This is a genomic window from Knoellia koreensis, assembly GCF_013041615.1.
In the GTDB taxonomy this organism is placed as follows: Bacteria; Actinomycetota; Actinomycetes; order Actinomycetales; family Dermatophilaceae; genus Pedococcus; species Pedococcus koreensis.
In genome coordinates, this window is record NZ_JABEPQ010000002.1 from 917,900 (window position 1) to 931,807 (window position 13,908).

Here is a 13,908-nt window from a genome sequence, read left to right on the forward strand (position 1 = left end):
CGTCGCCGGGAAACGTCCACGACGGCGGGTGCGCACGCGGCATACGCTCGGCGCATGGATCGGGCAGACGTCGTCGCGCGTGTCGACGCTGCATTCGAGACGACGGGCGCTGGCATGACGGGGTGGCCCCCGCCGCGCCCCCTCGACGCGGCACCGCGCGACGAGGAGTACTCCCGGGTGCTGGACCCGGGGAAGTACAGGCTGCTCGGGGCCCGCTACGAGGCGTGGGCGCGGACCCTGGTCGACGTGGGAGCCGCCGTGCGTACGGACGGTGAGCCGTGGGCCGAGGGCGTCCCGAACTACGGCGTCACCCGCACCGAGGGCCTGAAGCCGACGGTGAGAGGTGCCCTGCCGATCACGGTGGGGCACACCAGGATCGAGGACAACGCGGATGCAGGGCTCGTTGTCGGGGTAAGCGCCCCCGCCGTGCTCGTCGCGGCGCTGCCCTACTGCGGGTGCGACGCCTGCGACGACGGCTCGGTCCTGCTCCTTCGACAGCTCGACGACACGGTCTGGCTCATCGTGAGCGGCGCGTTCACCAGGGTCGAGGCGAGGCGCGGGCGGTCGGTGCAGACCACCCCCGAGGGCGGCTGGTCCGGTGAGGGGTTCTCCTCGGCGAGCACGGCGGAGCAGGTGCTGGCGGCAGCCGACTCACCGCGCAAGGGATACACGGTGACGCACGGCGCCAGCTGGTTCGGCTGACGCGACGTCAGTCTCCGGGCAGGAGGGTGCGCAGGGTCGCCTCGGCCTCGGACTCGACGGGCGCGTCGAGGTCGCCGACGAAGACGGCGTATGCGGTCCGCGCGGGGTTGGCTTCGAGGTCGCGCAGCACCTGGGCCCAGGCCGCGGTGTTCGGGTGCTCGACGTCCTCGCACGCGAGGGCCGGCTTGAGCGTCTCGACCACCGTGGACAGCTCGGTCTGCGACAGCTCGTACGTCGCCGAACCGGAGGCGTGCCCCACGACCTTGGCGAGGACCACCGCAGCCAGGCCGGCTGGGGCATCCGGCCCGTTGACGTAGGGGAACTCGAGCTCGGGTGAGCTGGACGCGGGCGTGATTCCCACGGCATACGCCACTGGTGGCTCCCAGCCGTCGATCGTCGCGGCCAGCGCCTCCTTGATGGCCCGCAGGCCCTCGGGCGTGCTCCAGTCCGGCTCGTTCGTCGCGGTCATCGGTCCATCCTGACAGCCGAGGGGTAGGCGTCACGGTAGGAGCGCAGGTCGACGGCGCCGTTGCTGACCGACTCGGCCGCGAGGACGGCGTGGGCGACGGCCCTGGTCATGCAGTCACCGGCCGCGACCATGAGCTGGTGCAGTGCCGGCAGCTCGGGCGCCGGTCGCTGCCCGGACGCAAGCGTGAAGACGGTGTCGCCGTCGAGCAGCGTGTGCACCGGATGGATGGCGCGGGCAAGGCCGTCGTGCGCGAGGCCGGAGACCTTCTGGCACTGCGCCTTCGTGAGCGTCGCATCCGTGGCGATGACGCCGATCGTCGTCGCGGCACCGGGTTGCAGGGGCTGGTTGGCGTATGCCGCCTTGGCGCGTTCGCGAGCCTCCTGCGCCTCCTCGGCGGAAGGCGTTGCCACATGGGCGAACTCGTCACCGAGACCGTGCCGGAGCGCCCACAGCTCGCCGGTCGCCGGGTCGACGACGTCACCCAGGGCGTTGACGGCCACTATCGCCGCGACCGAGGTGCCGTCGTCGAGCACAGCACTGGCCGACCCGAGTCCGCCCTTGAGGCCACCGGCCCTGGCACCCGTCCCGGCGCCGACGTTTCCCTGCGTGACGGCCTCGGCGGAGGCTGCGTCGAATGCCGTCACCCCGTCGGAAGCCGTTGGCGCAGAAGCGAACTCGCCGCCACGGTCGAGGTCGAACAACACCGTCGCGGGCACGATCGGGACCACCTTGCCGGGCTGCCCCATCGGCCAGCCCAGCCCCGCGGCATACAGGCGCTGCATCACTCCGTCGGCGCTCGCGAGGCCGAACGCACTGCCCCCGGTGAGCACCACGGCGTTGACGCGGTCGACGAGGTTGCGCGGGTCGAGCAGGTCGGTCTCGCGGGTGCCCGGCGCGCCGCCACGCACGTCCACACCGGCGACAGCTCCGGCGTCGGGCGGCAGGACGACGGTGGTACCGGTGAGCCAGCCCGGCTCGGTGCGGGTGGAGTGGCCGACGCGGAAGCCGGGGACGTCGACCAGGGTGTTGGTGGGTCCGGGGCGCAGGCTCACGAGGGCTGACCGGGCTCCGCGTCGTCGAGCCCCGGCGCCGCGTCGATGACGCAGAACCGGTTGCCGTCCGGGTCCTCGAGCACGACGAAGTCGACCTCCTCGTCCTTCGGGTAGGGCCAGTCCTCGACCCGGCGCGCCCCCAGGCCGACGAGGCGCTCCACCTCAGCGGCCTGGTCGACGGCATACAGGTCGAGGTGGATCTCGGGAAACTTCGGCGGGTTGGCACCGACGCCGTCGAGCGAGAGGTTGGGGCCGGGGCGGCCGTCGCGCGGCTGGAGGATGACCCAGTCGGGCTCCGGGTCGTAGCGCGGCTCGTAGTCCAGGGCCGGCGCCCAGAAAGCCATCGCCCTCGTGGCGTCGTCCACGTGGACCACGATCGAGCCGATGGTCAGCGGCGGCCGGTCGGGCCTTGTGGCGTCGGTCATCTCAGCTCCATCCGGTAGGCGCTCTCGTCGGGGGTGAACCCGACACGTTCCACCATCGCCCGCGTGTGCGGCCCCGCGCTCATGACCGCCGCGGCGAACCCGCCGTCGCGCGCCCACGTCGTGGCCGCCCGGAGTAGATCCTCGCCGACTCCGAGCCCGCGATGGGTGGGCCGCACGAAGAACACCTCGACCACCAGCTCAGGCGCAATCTCGTTGCGGGGCAACGGCAACGGGTCGACCACGCGCGCCTGCAGGAACCCGCCGTGCTCCTCGCCCACCTCGGCGAGCCACACCGGCAGGTGCCGTTGGTCGGCCAGCCAGGCGCGCGCGTAGCGGTCGAGGAAGCCCGGCTCGCCGCTGCCGCCGCGATGGATCGCGCACTGCAGCACGAGCGCCGCGACGACGAGCGCGTCGTCGGCGCCAGCGGGTCGGATCCGCACCTCGGCCACGGCGGAAGTCAAGCACGCGACACGCACCCTGCGCAGCGTGTCCGTCCGGTCGCGAGGCCGCGACGGCACAATGACCGCCATGTCGTCGCCGACCATCGCACCCCACGTTCCGGCCGACGGGGACACCCCACCACCGCGCCGCCGATCGCCCGCGGCGGCCCTCGGCACCGGCCTGCTCGTCGGCATCGCCGCCGGTGTCGTCGGGCTCCTGCCGTGGTTGACGACCGACCGCCGCCTCCCCCTGCAGAACCTCTGGTCCGAGCAGCGCCTGCCCGGCGAGATGCCGGTGTCGTTGCTGCCACTCAGCCAGTACTACGTGGTGCCCGTCCTCGCCATGATGCTCGTCGGCGCCGTGCTGGCGGGACTCGTGGTGCGCGCACTGCCCCGGTCGGGTCCGGCGCTCGGCGGCGCGTTCGTGGGCTGGCTGGTGGTCGCGCTCGCCGCATCCGGGCAGAGCGCGTGGACGGTCGCCGAGGGCATCGAAAGGTCGTCGCGGGGCGAGATCTACCTGTATGCCGTGCTGGGCGCCTTGGCGGCATCGCTGGTCGTGTGCTTCGTGGCCCTGCCGGTCTCGGCCCGTGGCTCGCGCCCGGCCGCCGTGCCGTGGCTCGCCCTGGCCGCGGTCCTCACCGGCTCGTGGCTGGGCGTGTTCGCCACGGGCTTCGGTCACCGGTTCGACGAGAGCTCACGTCTGGCCGCGACGAGCAGCCACTGGGTCGCGGCCGCCCTCGTCGGCGTCACGCTCGCCTGGTGCGCCGCCCGGGGCGGCTGGGGCTCGCTCGCCGCAGCCTGGTTCGTGGGCCTGGCGTTGCTCTGGGTCGTCCCGGCCGCGGTGACCGCCGTGGGTTACGCGGGCGGGTCAGCCCGGTCGGCCCAGCACGCACCCGACCCGATCCGCGACCTGGCCTCCGGCGGGGTGCGCGTCTTCCTGCGAGCACTCGAGCCGAGCAGCCGCACCCTCGGGGACCTCGCCGTCGCCCTCGTGGTCGGAGTGCTCGGCGCCGTCCTCGCCCGCGCGATCACCAAGCGGGCGTAGGGCATCCGGCAGGCCACGCGGCATACCGGAACAGGCGCGAAGCGCCCCCGCCGGCCGAAGCCGACGGGGGCGCCTTGCCCTGCGAGCTCAGGAACTCACTTGAGCTTGAACTGCGCGGTGAGGGTGCTGCCGTCGACGGCGGTCATGGTGACCTTGTAGCAGGAGCCGGCCGCCTTGGGGGTCTGCCAGTTCTGGATGAACTGGCCGCCCGAGGTGTCGTAGCGCAGGCTCGTGCCACCGGTGGTGGTGAGCTCGACGTCATCGACGGTTGCGCCGGTCGCGCAGGTGATCTTGGTCGCCGTGAAGCTGGCGACCGCGCTGGTCGAGGTGATCTCGGTCGAGCCGGAGAACAGCTCGAACTTCAGCGGGACGGTCGAGCCGGCCTTGACCGAGTTCAACACCCCACCCATGTCGACCGGCTGGTAGAAGCCACCGAGGCGGTAGGGGTTGATCGTGAACGAGCCGGTGCCGGTCGACCCGGTGTGGTTGGCGTCGCCCGCGTAGGTGGCGGTGACGGTGGCCGTGCCGGCCTTGGTGTTGTTCGCGTAGGCCAGGTCGGTGACGGCGACGTCGAGCCCGCCGACTCCGGTGGCCCGGGCCGTGCACGGCGTCTGCGCGGCGCCGCTGAACTCCACCGAGGCGGGGCAGGTGACCGCCACGCTCGACGGAGCCTTGGCGATGGCGAAGCTGCCCGTCGCGGTGTCACCGAGGTGGTTGCGGTCGCCGCCGTAGGTGGCCGTGACGCTGGCCGTGCCCGCGTTGACGTTGTCGGCGTAGGTCAGTGTCGTCGCCTTGCTGTCGAAGGTGCCGGCACCGGTGACGGTGGCCGAGCACGGCGTCTGGGCGCTGCCGGTGTAGGTGGCAGCGGCGCAGTCGATGCTGACGGTCGAGGGCGCCTTGGCGATGGTGAAGGTCGCGCTGTCCGAGCTGGCGAGGTAGTCGCCCGAGCCGGCGTAGTCGGCGGTGACGCCGACCTCACCCGCGTTGGTCGTGTCCGCCGTGTATGTCGGGCTGACCGCCTGGTCGAGACCGGCCGGGCCGGTGACCGTCGCCGTGCACGGCTGCTGCGAGCTGCCGTCGTAGGTGACCGACTCGGGGCAGGTCAGCGTGGTGGTCGTCGCCGCCTTGGCGATGGGGAACGTGGCGGTCGCATCGGACGAACCGTGGTTGGCATCGCCCGCGTATGCCGCGGTGGCAGTGGCCGTGCCCGCGTGGACGTTGTTCTCGTAGGAGACCGGGACGCTCTGCTGCAGGCCGCCGACACCGCTGACCTCAGCGGTGCACGGCGTCTGGGCCGTGCCGTCGAACACCGAGTCGTCGCTGCAGGAGAGGGCGATCGTCGAGGTGGCCTTGCCGATCTCGAAGGTGGCCTCGGCACTGCTGCCGACGTGGTTGGCGTCGCCCGCGAAGGTGGCGGTGGCCGTGCCATTGCCCGCGTTGGTGCTGTCGGGGTTGTAGCTGACGCCGACCGCCTGGTCGAGGCCGCCGACACCGGTGACGTTGGCGGAGCAGATGTCCTGGGACCCGCCGGTGTAGACGACGCCGGTCCGGCAGGTCATGGTCGTCGTGGACGCGGCCTTGCCGATGGCGAAGGTGGCGCTCGCCGGCTGCGCGGCCGCGTGGGTGGCGTCACCGGCATACGAGGCACTGGCGCTCGCGGTGCCGGCATTGGTGTTGTCGCCGTAGCCCACGGTGAGGGCCTGGTCGAGGCCGCCGACGCCGGTCACGCGCGCCGAGCAGGGGGTCTGGGCGGTGCCGTCGTAGGTGACGGCGGCCGGACAGTCGAGGTTGATGGTCGACGGCGCCTTGGCGATCGTGAAGCTCACGGACGACGTCGCGGTGAGCCCGCCGCCGTCGGTGTAGGAGCAGGTGGCCGTCTGCGGACCCACGTAGTCGGCGGCGGTGTGCGCGAGGACCGCGGCGGACGTGCTGTTGCCGTCCTCCTTGTCCGTGACCGCGCAGCTCGCGGCGGGGACGGAGCCCCAGGTGTACGTCGCGCCCTCGCTGACGCCGATCACGCTGACGCTCGGCGCGGTGTTGGTGGGGACGGCCTTGGCGACGTTGGCGGTGAACGCCGCGGGCGCGGTGTTGAACGAGCCCTGCGAGCTGTTGGCGGTCTGCCGGAGCGTGACGCTGGAGGTGCCCTCGGCCACGGGCGTCACGGTGAGCGACCGGGTGTCGGAGCACGAGGTGAACGTCACCGAGGCCGGCGACACGGTGGCCACGGCCGGGTTGGACGACGTGACGGCGAAGGTCGCGCTCGTGCCACCGGTGAGGTTGCAGCCGTTCTTGCCGTCACCGCCGGTCGGGGTGACCGACAGGACGGTCGAGCCGGGGGCGCCTCCGGCGGTGAGGCTCATGACCTCGTTCTGCGTGGTGATGTCGTTGACGATGTCGTCGGCGAGGGCGGGTAACGCCCCGGCGAAGAGGGCGAGCAGACAGCTCGCTGCGAGGGCTGGTGCTCGCAGTGCGGTGCGGGTCACGGGGTGCCTCCATGGCGCTGGGTGGGTGGTCCGGGCATGAAGGTAGAGATCGGATCAATTCGGACGCCAGCGGTTCGGGCGAGAATGACTCGAAGATGGCCCGCGCCTGGTCACCCGGTGACTCGGATTACGTACACCAAACGACGTAGACCAGCGTCGGAGGCGGCGGATGGGGCGCGAAACGGGGGCACGCGGCATACGGCCGGAACCTGCGAACCCGGCCGCGGACGCAGCGACGCCCGCCCGGATCGGTCCGGACGGGCGTGCCTTGCTGGGGGTGGGTGCCCGCTAGAGCTGGATGCCGAGGCGGCGGGCGCTGCGGGCGCGCTGGCGTGAGGCGCGCAGCCGGCGCAGCCGCTTGATCAGCATGGGGTCGGCCTCGAGCGCGGCCGGGTTGTCGATGAGGCCGTTGAGCACCTGGTAGTAGCGGGTGGCGCTCATGTCGAAGAGGTCGCGGATCGCCTGCTCCTTAGCACCTGCGTACTTCCACCACTGCCGCTCGAACGCGATGATCTCGCGCTCGCGGTCGGTCAGCTCCCCGGTGTGGACCTGCTCGCGGCTGTGTGCGGCGTTCACTCTCGACTCGCGCCCTTCGATGTTCGACCCGTGCGTTGCAGGCCCACTATACGGAGCGAATCACACGCTTGTCATTCCACTCGCGGAACGCGACGGCGCTGATCGGGCCGCGTGCGGCCCACCAGTCACAGGGGTCACATGGGGCGCACGAGACCTCAGGCCATGGTGTCGAGGATGGCCACGATGTCGTCCTCGCTGGTGCGTGGGTTGACGATCGCGAACCGCGTCAGCGTCTCGCCGGCGTGCGAGGTGGGCACGACGAACGCGAACTCCTCGGCCAGCAACCGGTCCGACCACTCCTGGTACTGACCGGCGCTCCACCCCAGCCGCCGAAACACCACCACGGACAGGTCGGGCTCACGCACCACCTCGAGGTGGTCCCGACGCGCGATCTCGGCCGCTGCGAACCGGGTCACCTCGAGCGTGCGCTCGACCGCCGCCGAGTAGGCGGACGTGCCGTGCGTCGCGAGCGAGAACCAGAACGGCAGGCCCCGGGCGCGACGGGTGAGGCCGACCGAGTAGTCGGTGGGGTTCCAGTCCGGGGCGTCGGTGAGGACGTCGAGGTAGGACGCGTGCTGGGTGTGGGCGGCGCGCGCCAGGGCGGGGTCGCGGTAGAGGAGCGCACAGCAGTCGAACGGTGCGAACAGCCACTTGTGCGGGTCGACGATGAACGAGTCGCAGTGCTCGATGCCCTCGTAGAGGTGACGCACCGACTCGGCGGCGAGCCCGGCACCGCCGTAGGCGCCGTCGACGTGGAACCAGATGCCGAACTCGCGGCACACCTCCGCGACCGACGCGAGGTCGTCGACGATGCCGAAGTTCGTCGTCCCCGACGTGGCGACGACGGCGAAGAAGGTGTCAGGACCGTTCTCCTCCAACACCTTTCGCAGCTCCGCACCCGTCAGGCGCATGTTGTCGTCCACCTCGACGCCGATGAACTCCGCATCCATGACATCGCACGCCGACTGGATCGAGGAGTGCGCGCCGTGCGTCGCGGCAACCCGCCACGGCCGGCCACCGGGACCAGTCACCCCGGCGCGGGCGGCCTTGGCCCGAGCGGTATGCCGCGCAGCCACCAGCGCGGACAGGTTGCCGATCGTGCCACCCGGCACGAAGACGCCACCGGCCTCGGCCGGCAGGCCCACGAGGTCGGCGATCCAGCGCAGCGCCTGGTTCTCGGCATACACCGCTCCCGCACCCTCGAGCCACGACCCGCCGTAGATCGACGACGCGCCGACCACGAGGTCGAACATCGCCGCGGCTTCCGTTGGGGCACAAGGGATGAACGACAGGTAGCGCGGGTGGTCGGTCGAGATGCAGGCCGGCGCCAGCGTCTCGCCGAACAGCTCGAGCGCCTTGAGCCCGCCGATGCCCTCCGCGGTGATCGTGCCGCCCGCGGCGGCCTCGAGCTCGGCCAGCGTGTGCGGCTGGTCCAGCGGCACCGGGTCGAGCTTCAGGCGGTCGGCGGAGTAGGCGAGGATCGCGTCGCCCAGGATCTCGAGCTGCTTGTCCGTGTAGCCGTGCACGGCCGCGAGTCTAGGACCCCGGCAGGAGGGCCTCGGCCAGCTCGGCGGAAGTGCCCACGAGCGCGTCCGGCGCGGTCGCCTCAAGCGCGGACTCGACGCCCGCTCCCCACGTCACGGCAATGGCGCCCATACCCGCTGCGCGTGCGGCCTGAACGTCGACCGTCGCGTCACCCACGTAGACGCACGAGCCCGCGTCGGCGCCCAGTCTCGACGCGGCATACAGGAGGGGCTCGGGGTCCGGCTTGTGCCGCGTCGTCTCCTCCTGGCCGGCCACGACGTCGATGACACCCTCGAGGCCCACGGCGCGCAGGCCGAGGCGCACGGTCTCGGCCTTCTTGCTCGACACGACGCCGGTGCGCGCGCCCGCGTCGTGGAGCCGCCCGAGCAGCTCGGGGATGCCGTCGACAGTGCGGATCAGCTCGTCGTGGTGGGCGAGGTTCCACGTGCGGTAGGTGTCGGTCAGCTCCTGCCCGCGACCTGGGTAGCGCTCCTCGAGCACCGGCTGGAGCGGACGCCCGATCCACGAGCGCACCTCGAGGTCGTCGGCCGCCTCACCGATCGTCCCGATGGCGTGGTGGTAGCTCGCGACGATGAGCGGGATGGTGTCGGCGAGGGTGCCGTCGAAGTCGAACAGCACGACGGGCCAGCGCAAGGTCACGACGAGCAGGGTATGCCGCGTGGCCGCCTCGCCTGCGCGGGGTCCACCGTCGGGGACGGTCGCCACGGCAGACTGTCGGCCATGTTGCAGCTGCGCGTCTCGGCCCCGAGTGCGCTCTCCGCCCAGGTGCGCGAGACGCTCGAGGACGACCCTGCCGTCAGCAGCATCGCGGCCGTCCACGGCGGGTCGATCAAGCCCCCGGGTGACCTCTTCTTCGCCGACGTCGCGCGCGAGGCGGCCAACGACGTCATCGACCGGCTCCGCGAGCTCGGGGTGCAGGAGCTGGGGACGATCCACATCGACCCGGTGCCGTCGTGGCTGTCGCAGCCCGGGCTGGACGCCGAGCGGATCGCGCCCGGCAGTGGTGCCGACTCGGTCGTGTGGTCGGAGGTGACACAGCGGGCGTTCGAGGACACCGAGACCAACTGGACCTTCCTGTCGTTCATGGTGCTCGCGACGCTCATCGCGGCCATCGCGATCGTCCTCGACTCACCCGTCCTCATCGTGGGCGCGATGATCCTGGGCCCGGACTTCGGGCCAGTCGCGGCGCTGGGACTGTCGCTGGTGCGGCGGCGATACTCGTTGCTGCGCAGGGCAATTCGTTCGCTGGTGTTCGGATTTGCGACGGCGATCGCGGTCACGTTCCTCGGCGGCCTGCTCGTGGGTGCACTGGGCTGGGTGACGGCCGACGACCTCGGCAGCCGCAACCGGCCGGACACGTCGTTCATCTACACGCCCGACCGGTGGTCGTTCATCGTGGCCGTCATCGCAGCCTCGGCCGGCGTGCTGTCGATGACGTCGTCGCGAGTGGGCGGCCTCACCGGCGTGTTCGTCTCGGTGACAACCATCCCGGCAGCCGGCAACATCGGCCTCGCACTGGCGTTCGGGGCGTGGCACGAGGTGAAGGGCAGCACCCTGCAGCTGGTCATCAACCTCACTGGCATGGCGTTGGCGGGCTGGGTCTCGCTGGCGTTGCAGCAACGCGTGTGGGCCGACGTCTCGGCCAAACGCGCCCAGCTCGTCAGCCGCATGCGTGGACGCCCAACCCCATCCGACACCTGACCCGACCGCGCCCCGAACTTTGGGCCAAAGTTCGCCAGTGCTGGGAACGTTTCAAGCACGAGCGAACTTTGGGTCAAAGTTCAGCCGGTCACAGGCCCGGGGCCACGCCCAGCTCGCCCAGCAGGACCTCGACTCGCCGCCGGATCTCGTCGCGGATCGGCCGCACCGCCTCGACTCCCTGGCCGGCGGGGTCGTCGAGCACCCAGTCCTCGTACCGTTTCCCGGGGTAGATGGGGCAGGCGTCGCCGCAGCCCATCGTCACCACGACATCGGACGCCTGCACCGCCTCCGCGGTCAGCACCTTCGGACGGGCGGCGGCGAGGTCGAGTCCGACTTCTGCCATCGCGGCGACGACCGCAGGGTTGAGCTGGTGGGCGGGCTGGCTTCCCGCGGAGCGCACCTCGACGGCGCCACCGGAGAGGTGTTCGAGGTATGCCGCGGCCATCTGTGAGCGACCGGCGTTGTGGACGCAGACGAAGAGGACGGAGGGGCGGTCAGACGGCACGGGCGTCCTCCTCGTGTTGCTGTGCTGGTTGGGGTTGGCGTGGTTCGACGACGGCCAGCGCCAGGCTGGCGAGCACCAGACCTGCTGCCTGGGCCGCGACGAACGGGACCACCGAGGCGGGGGCGATGCCCGCGAACGAGTCGCTCAGGGCGCGACCGACGGTCAGTGCCGGGTTGGCGAACGACGTGGAGGAGGTGAAGAAGTAGGCACCGCCGATCCAGGCCGGCACGAGCACGGCGGCCCGGCCGGTCCAGCCGGGCCGTGACACCGCGGCCACGACGACCACCAGACCGGCCGTCGCCACGACCTCGCCGAGCGCGGTACCCAGACCCGCCCGGTCACGCGTCGCCACCGACACGGCGGGCAGCTCGAACATGAGGTTGGCGACGACGACACCGACGCACGCCCCGAGGAGCTGCACCACGGCATACGGGAAGACCTCGCGGCGCGGCAAGAGGCCGCGCACGGCAGCGAAGACCGAGACCACCGGGTTGAGGTGCGCGCCACTCACCGGCCCGAGGACCGCGACGAGGACGCCGAGCGCGGCCACCGTCGCGAGCGCGTTGACCAGCAGCTGGACGGCGACGTCGTCGGTGAGCCGCTGCGCCATGACACCCGAACCGACCACGGCGGCAGCGAGCACGCCGGTGCCGACGGCCTCTGCACCAAGACGACGGGTCAGCGACAACACGCGCCCTCCGCCAGCGGCAGGGCAGACCGATCCCCCACTGCCACAGGGGAACTCGCCGGGTTGTCGTCCTTGACGACGTAGACCTCCCACGGCGCTCCGGCGGGGTCGTGCACCCACACCTTGTCCTGCAGGGCGTAGCAGCAGGTGGTGTCGCGCTCGTCGAAGGTCGCGAGCCCGGCGTCGCTGAGGCGTCCAGTGGCCGCCTCAACGGCCTCGGTGGAATCGACCTCGATACCAAGGTGGTTGAGGGCACCGGTGGTACCGGTGCCGCGCTCGTCCTCGGGCACCTCGATGAGCACGAGCTTGAGGGCCGGGTCGTCGACCGCGAAGTTGGCATAGCCCGGACGGCGCTTGTGCGGCGGGGCGCCGAGGAGGGTCGAGTAGAACGCCACGGACGACTCGAGGTCCGAGACGTTGAGCGCGAGCTGAACCCTGGCCATGACCACTCCTTCATTGACTATCATCGATGCAGCTCAGTGAAGCCACTTCATCGAAGCCTGTCAATATGGAGGTTCCATGCCCGGCCGCGCACTGCCCCTCGCGCCCGCCACGGAGGAGGCCTGCTGCGGAAGCCTCGCCTCCGACGAGGCGATGACGACCGCGGACGCCGAGGCCACGGCATACCTCCTCAAGGCGGTGGCCGACCCGGCGCGGCTGCGCCTCCTGTCCCTCATCCGTTCCTCGAAGGACCAGGAGGCCTGCGTCTGCGACCTCACCCCGGCCGTCGGGCTCTCGCAGCCGACCGTGAGCCACCACCTCAAGGTGCTGACCGAGGCCGGGCTGCTCACCCGCGAGCGCCGCGGCACGTGGGCGTGGTTCCGGCTCGTCCCCGAGCGGCTCGACGACCTCGCCGCGATCTTCCGCTGAGCTCGGCTTACTATTTGCGTATGCACGCAAATACGCAACCACCTGACCTGGACGAGGACTTCGTCACCGTGGCGGTCGAGGTCCTGCGCGTGCTCGCCGACCCGACGCGGCTTCGGCTGGCCGGTGCGCTGCTCGACGAGGAGAAGTCGGTGACCCAGCTCGCCTCCGAGCTGGAGCGTCCCGTGCCGGGCATCTCCCAGCACCTTGCCAAGCTGCGCATGGCCCGCCTCGTGACGACCAGGCGGCAGGGGACCTCGGTTCTCTACCGCGTGGAGAACGGTCACGTGCGCCAGCTCGTCCTCGACACCTTGGGCCACGTGGAGCACCTGCTCGATGCGGTGCCCGCACACCACCGCGGCACCGACGGGACGGCGTCGTGAGTTGCGGCGACCACGGCCGCGCCCACGCGGCATACGACGCGCACGACCACGACCACGACCACGACAGCACCTTCGCGGGGCGGCTGCGACACCTGCTGTCCGAGCTGTTCGGCGCCCACTCCCACGACGCCACCGACCAGGTCGACGCCGCGCTGGAGGCTGACGCGCGCGGTCGACGTGCCCTCTGGATCAGCCTGGGCGTCCTCGCCGTGACGGCTGCCGCCCAGGCCGTCATCGTCGCGTTCACCGGCTCAGTGGCCCTGCTCGGTGACACCCTCCACAACGTCGCCGACGCGCTCACCGCGGTACCGCTGCTGGTCGCCTTCGCCCTGGCGCGCAAGTCGGCCAACGACCGCTACACCTACGGCTACGGGCGCGCCGAGGACCTCGCCGGCCTCTTCGTGGTGGCGATGATCGCGTTGTCGAGCATCCTCGCCGGCTACGAGGCGATCAAGCGTCTGCTCGACCCCCAGGACGTCAGCCACCTCTGGGCGGTGGCGGCGGCCGGAGTCGTCGGCTTCGCTGGCAACGAGGTGGTGGCGCGATACCGCATCAGGGTCGGCCGCCAGATCGGCTCCGCGGCCCTCGTGGCCGACGGCCTGCACGCGCGCACCGACGGCTTCACGTCGTTGGCAGTCGTCCTCGGCGCCGCTGGGGTCGCGGCCGGGCTCCCGTGGGCCGACCCGGTCATCGGGCTGCTGATCGCGATCGCCATCCTCGGCGTGCTCCGGTCTGCGGCTCGGCAGGTCGGGGCGCGACTGATGGATGCCGTCGACCCCGAGCTGGTCGGCACCGCTCGCGAGGCGCTCGGCTCGGCGCGCGGTGTCCAGGCCGTGCGAACGGTGCAGCTGCGCTGGATCGGCCACACCCTGCACGCCGAGGCCGACCTCACCGTCGCAGACGGGCTCACGATCGAGCAGGCCCACGCCATCGCCCACCACGCCGAGTCACACCTCGTCGACCGGTTGCCCAGGCTCGCCGCCGCGAACGTCCACGTCAGCCCGGTGAGCGCCCACCACTGAACCAG

At 71.6% G+C, this 13,908-nt stretch carries 17 protein-coding genes; 6 read left to right on the forward strand and 11 right to left on the reverse strand.

All coding sequences use genetic code 11. The annotated features are described in order from the left end of the window. Positions 1-54: 54 nt before the first annotated feature. Positions 55-702 carry a DUF6226 family protein gene (locus tag HJG52_RS12590; protein WP_171243893.1) on the forward strand — a complete coding sequence of 216 codons (648 nt, stop codon included), beginning with the start codon at positions 55-57 and terminating at the stop codon, positions 700-702. Positions 703-709: 7 nt separating this feature from the next. Here HJG52_RS12590 and HJG52_RS12595 read toward each other — a convergent pair whose 3' ends face one another. The 4 genes from HJG52_RS12595 to HJG52_RS12610 are packed head-to-tail and all read right to left on the reverse strand — an operon-like array spanning position 710 to position 3,097. Beyond that, positions 710-1,171 carry a hypothetical protein gene (locus tag HJG52_RS12595; protein WP_171243894.1) on the reverse strand — a complete coding sequence of 154 codons (462 nt, stop codon included), beginning with the start codon at positions 1,169-1,171 and terminating at the stop codon, positions 710-712. Further along, on the reverse strand, positions 1,168-2,223 hold the full coding sequence (locus HJG52_RS12600) for a P1 family peptidase (RefSeq protein WP_430413343.1): 1,056 nt from the start codon (positions 2,221-2,223) through the stop codon (positions 1,168-1,170). Before HJG52_RS12600 ends, HJG52_RS12595 begins: the two co-directional genes overlap by 4 nt. Continuing rightward, a complete protein-coding gene (locus tag HJG52_RS12605; protein WP_171243895.1) occupies positions 2,220-2,648 on the reverse strand; it encodes a VOC family protein in 429 nt (142 codons plus the stop codon). The genes HJG52_RS12600 and HJG52_RS12605 overlap by 4 nt, the downstream gene beginning before the upstream one ends. Further along, the gene (locus tag HJG52_RS12610) at positions 2,645-3,097 is read right to left on the reverse strand and encodes a GNAT family N-acetyltransferase (protein WP_171243896.1); all 453 of its coding nucleotides are present in this window, start codon (positions 3,095-3,097) and stop codon (positions 2,645-2,647) included. Before HJG52_RS12610 ends, HJG52_RS12605 begins: the two co-directional genes overlap by 4 nt. A 79-nt stretch (positions 3,098-3,176) precedes the next feature. On the opposite strand from HJG52_RS12610, the gene HJG52_RS12615 reads away from it, so the two are divergent. After that, positions 3,177-4,133, forward strand: coding sequence for a hypothetical protein (locus HJG52_RS12615; RefSeq protein ID WP_171243897.1), 957 nt, complete (start codon positions 3,177-3,179; stop codon positions 4,131-4,133). Between the two features lie 95 nt (positions 4,134-4,228). Here the strand turns inward: HJG52_RS12615 and HJG52_RS21680 are convergent, their stop codons facing one another. From HJG52_RS21680 to HJG52_RS12635, 4 genes are all read right to left on the reverse strand, one after another. Then, entirely contained in the window at positions 4,229-6,616 is a 2,388-nt protein-coding gene (locus HJG52_RS21680; protein WP_171243898.1) for a PxKF domain-containing protein, read from the reverse strand. Positions 6,617-6,904: 288 nt separating this feature from the next. After that, positions 6,905-7,213, reverse strand: a complete 309-nt coding sequence (gene napA, locus HJG52_RS12625) for a nucleoid-associated protein NapA (RefSeq protein ID WP_488153911.1) — start codon at positions 7,211-7,213, stop codon at positions 6,905-6,907. Positions 7,214-7,347: 134 nt separating this feature from the next. After that, on the reverse strand, positions 7,348-8,718 hold the full coding sequence (locus tag HJG52_RS12630; RefSeq protein WP_171243900.1) for a pyridoxal-dependent decarboxylase: 1,371 nt from the start codon (positions 8,716-8,718) through the stop codon (positions 7,348-7,350). Between the two features lie 10 nt (positions 8,719-8,728). Continuing rightward, positions 8,729-9,442, reverse strand: coding sequence for an HAD family hydrolase (locus HJG52_RS12635; RefSeq protein ID WP_346767723.1), 714 nt, complete (start codon positions 9,440-9,442; stop codon positions 8,729-8,731). A gap of 15 nt (positions 9,443-9,457) precedes the next feature. Here HJG52_RS12635 and HJG52_RS12640 point away from each other — a divergent pair, with 15 nt between their 5' ends. Beyond that, a complete protein-coding gene (locus HJG52_RS12640) occupies positions 9,458-10,438 on the forward strand; it encodes a DUF389 domain-containing protein (RefSeq protein WP_171243901.1) in 981 nt (326 codons plus the stop codon). An 88-nt stretch (positions 10,439-10,526) separates the two neighbouring features. Here HJG52_RS12640 and HJG52_RS12645 read toward each other — a convergent pair whose 3' ends face one another. The 3 genes from HJG52_RS12645 to HJG52_RS12655 are packed head-to-tail and all read right to left on the reverse strand — an operon-like array spanning position 10,527 to position 12,074. Beyond that, positions 10,527-10,943 (reverse strand): arsenate reductase ArsC, encoded by a 417-nt coding sequence (locus tag HJG52_RS12645; protein ID WP_346767724.1) that lies wholly within the window; start codon positions 10,941-10,943, stop codon positions 10,527-10,529. After that, complete coding sequence (locus HJG52_RS12650; protein WP_171243170.1) at positions 10,933-11,634, reverse strand: aquaporin; 702 nt, start codon at positions 11,632-11,634, stop codon at positions 10,933-10,935. Before HJG52_RS12650 ends, HJG52_RS12645 begins: the two co-directional genes overlap by 11 nt. Next, positions 11,622-12,074, reverse strand: a complete 453-nt coding sequence (locus tag HJG52_RS12655) for an ArsI/CadI family heavy metal resistance metalloenzyme (protein WP_171243902.1) — start codon at positions 12,072-12,074, stop codon at positions 11,622-11,624. The genes HJG52_RS12650 and HJG52_RS12655 overlap by 13 nt, the downstream gene beginning before the upstream one ends. Positions 12,075-12,150: 76 nt before the next feature. On the opposite strand from HJG52_RS12655, the gene HJG52_RS12660 reads away from it, so the two are divergent. From HJG52_RS12660 to HJG52_RS12670, 3 genes are read left to right on the forward strand one after another with little or no spacing between them, the layout of a single operon-like run. Beyond that, positions 12,151-12,501 (forward strand): ArsR/SmtB family transcription factor, encoded by a 351-nt coding sequence (locus HJG52_RS12660; protein ID WP_171243903.1) that lies wholly within the window; start codon positions 12,151-12,153, stop codon positions 12,499-12,501. Between the two features lie 20 nt (positions 12,502-12,521). Beyond that, a complete protein-coding gene (locus HJG52_RS12665) occupies positions 12,522-12,881 on the forward strand; it encodes an ArsR/SmtB family transcription factor (protein WP_171243904.1) in 360 nt (119 codons plus the stop codon). Next, positions 12,878-13,903: a cation diffusion facilitator family transporter gene (locus HJG52_RS12670; RefSeq protein WP_171243905.1), complete on the forward strand. Its 1,026-nt coding sequence runs from the start codon at positions 12,878-12,880 to the stop codon at positions 13,901-13,903. Before HJG52_RS12665 ends, HJG52_RS12670 begins: the two co-directional genes overlap by 4 nt. Positions 13,904-13,908 lie beyond the last annotated feature (5 nt).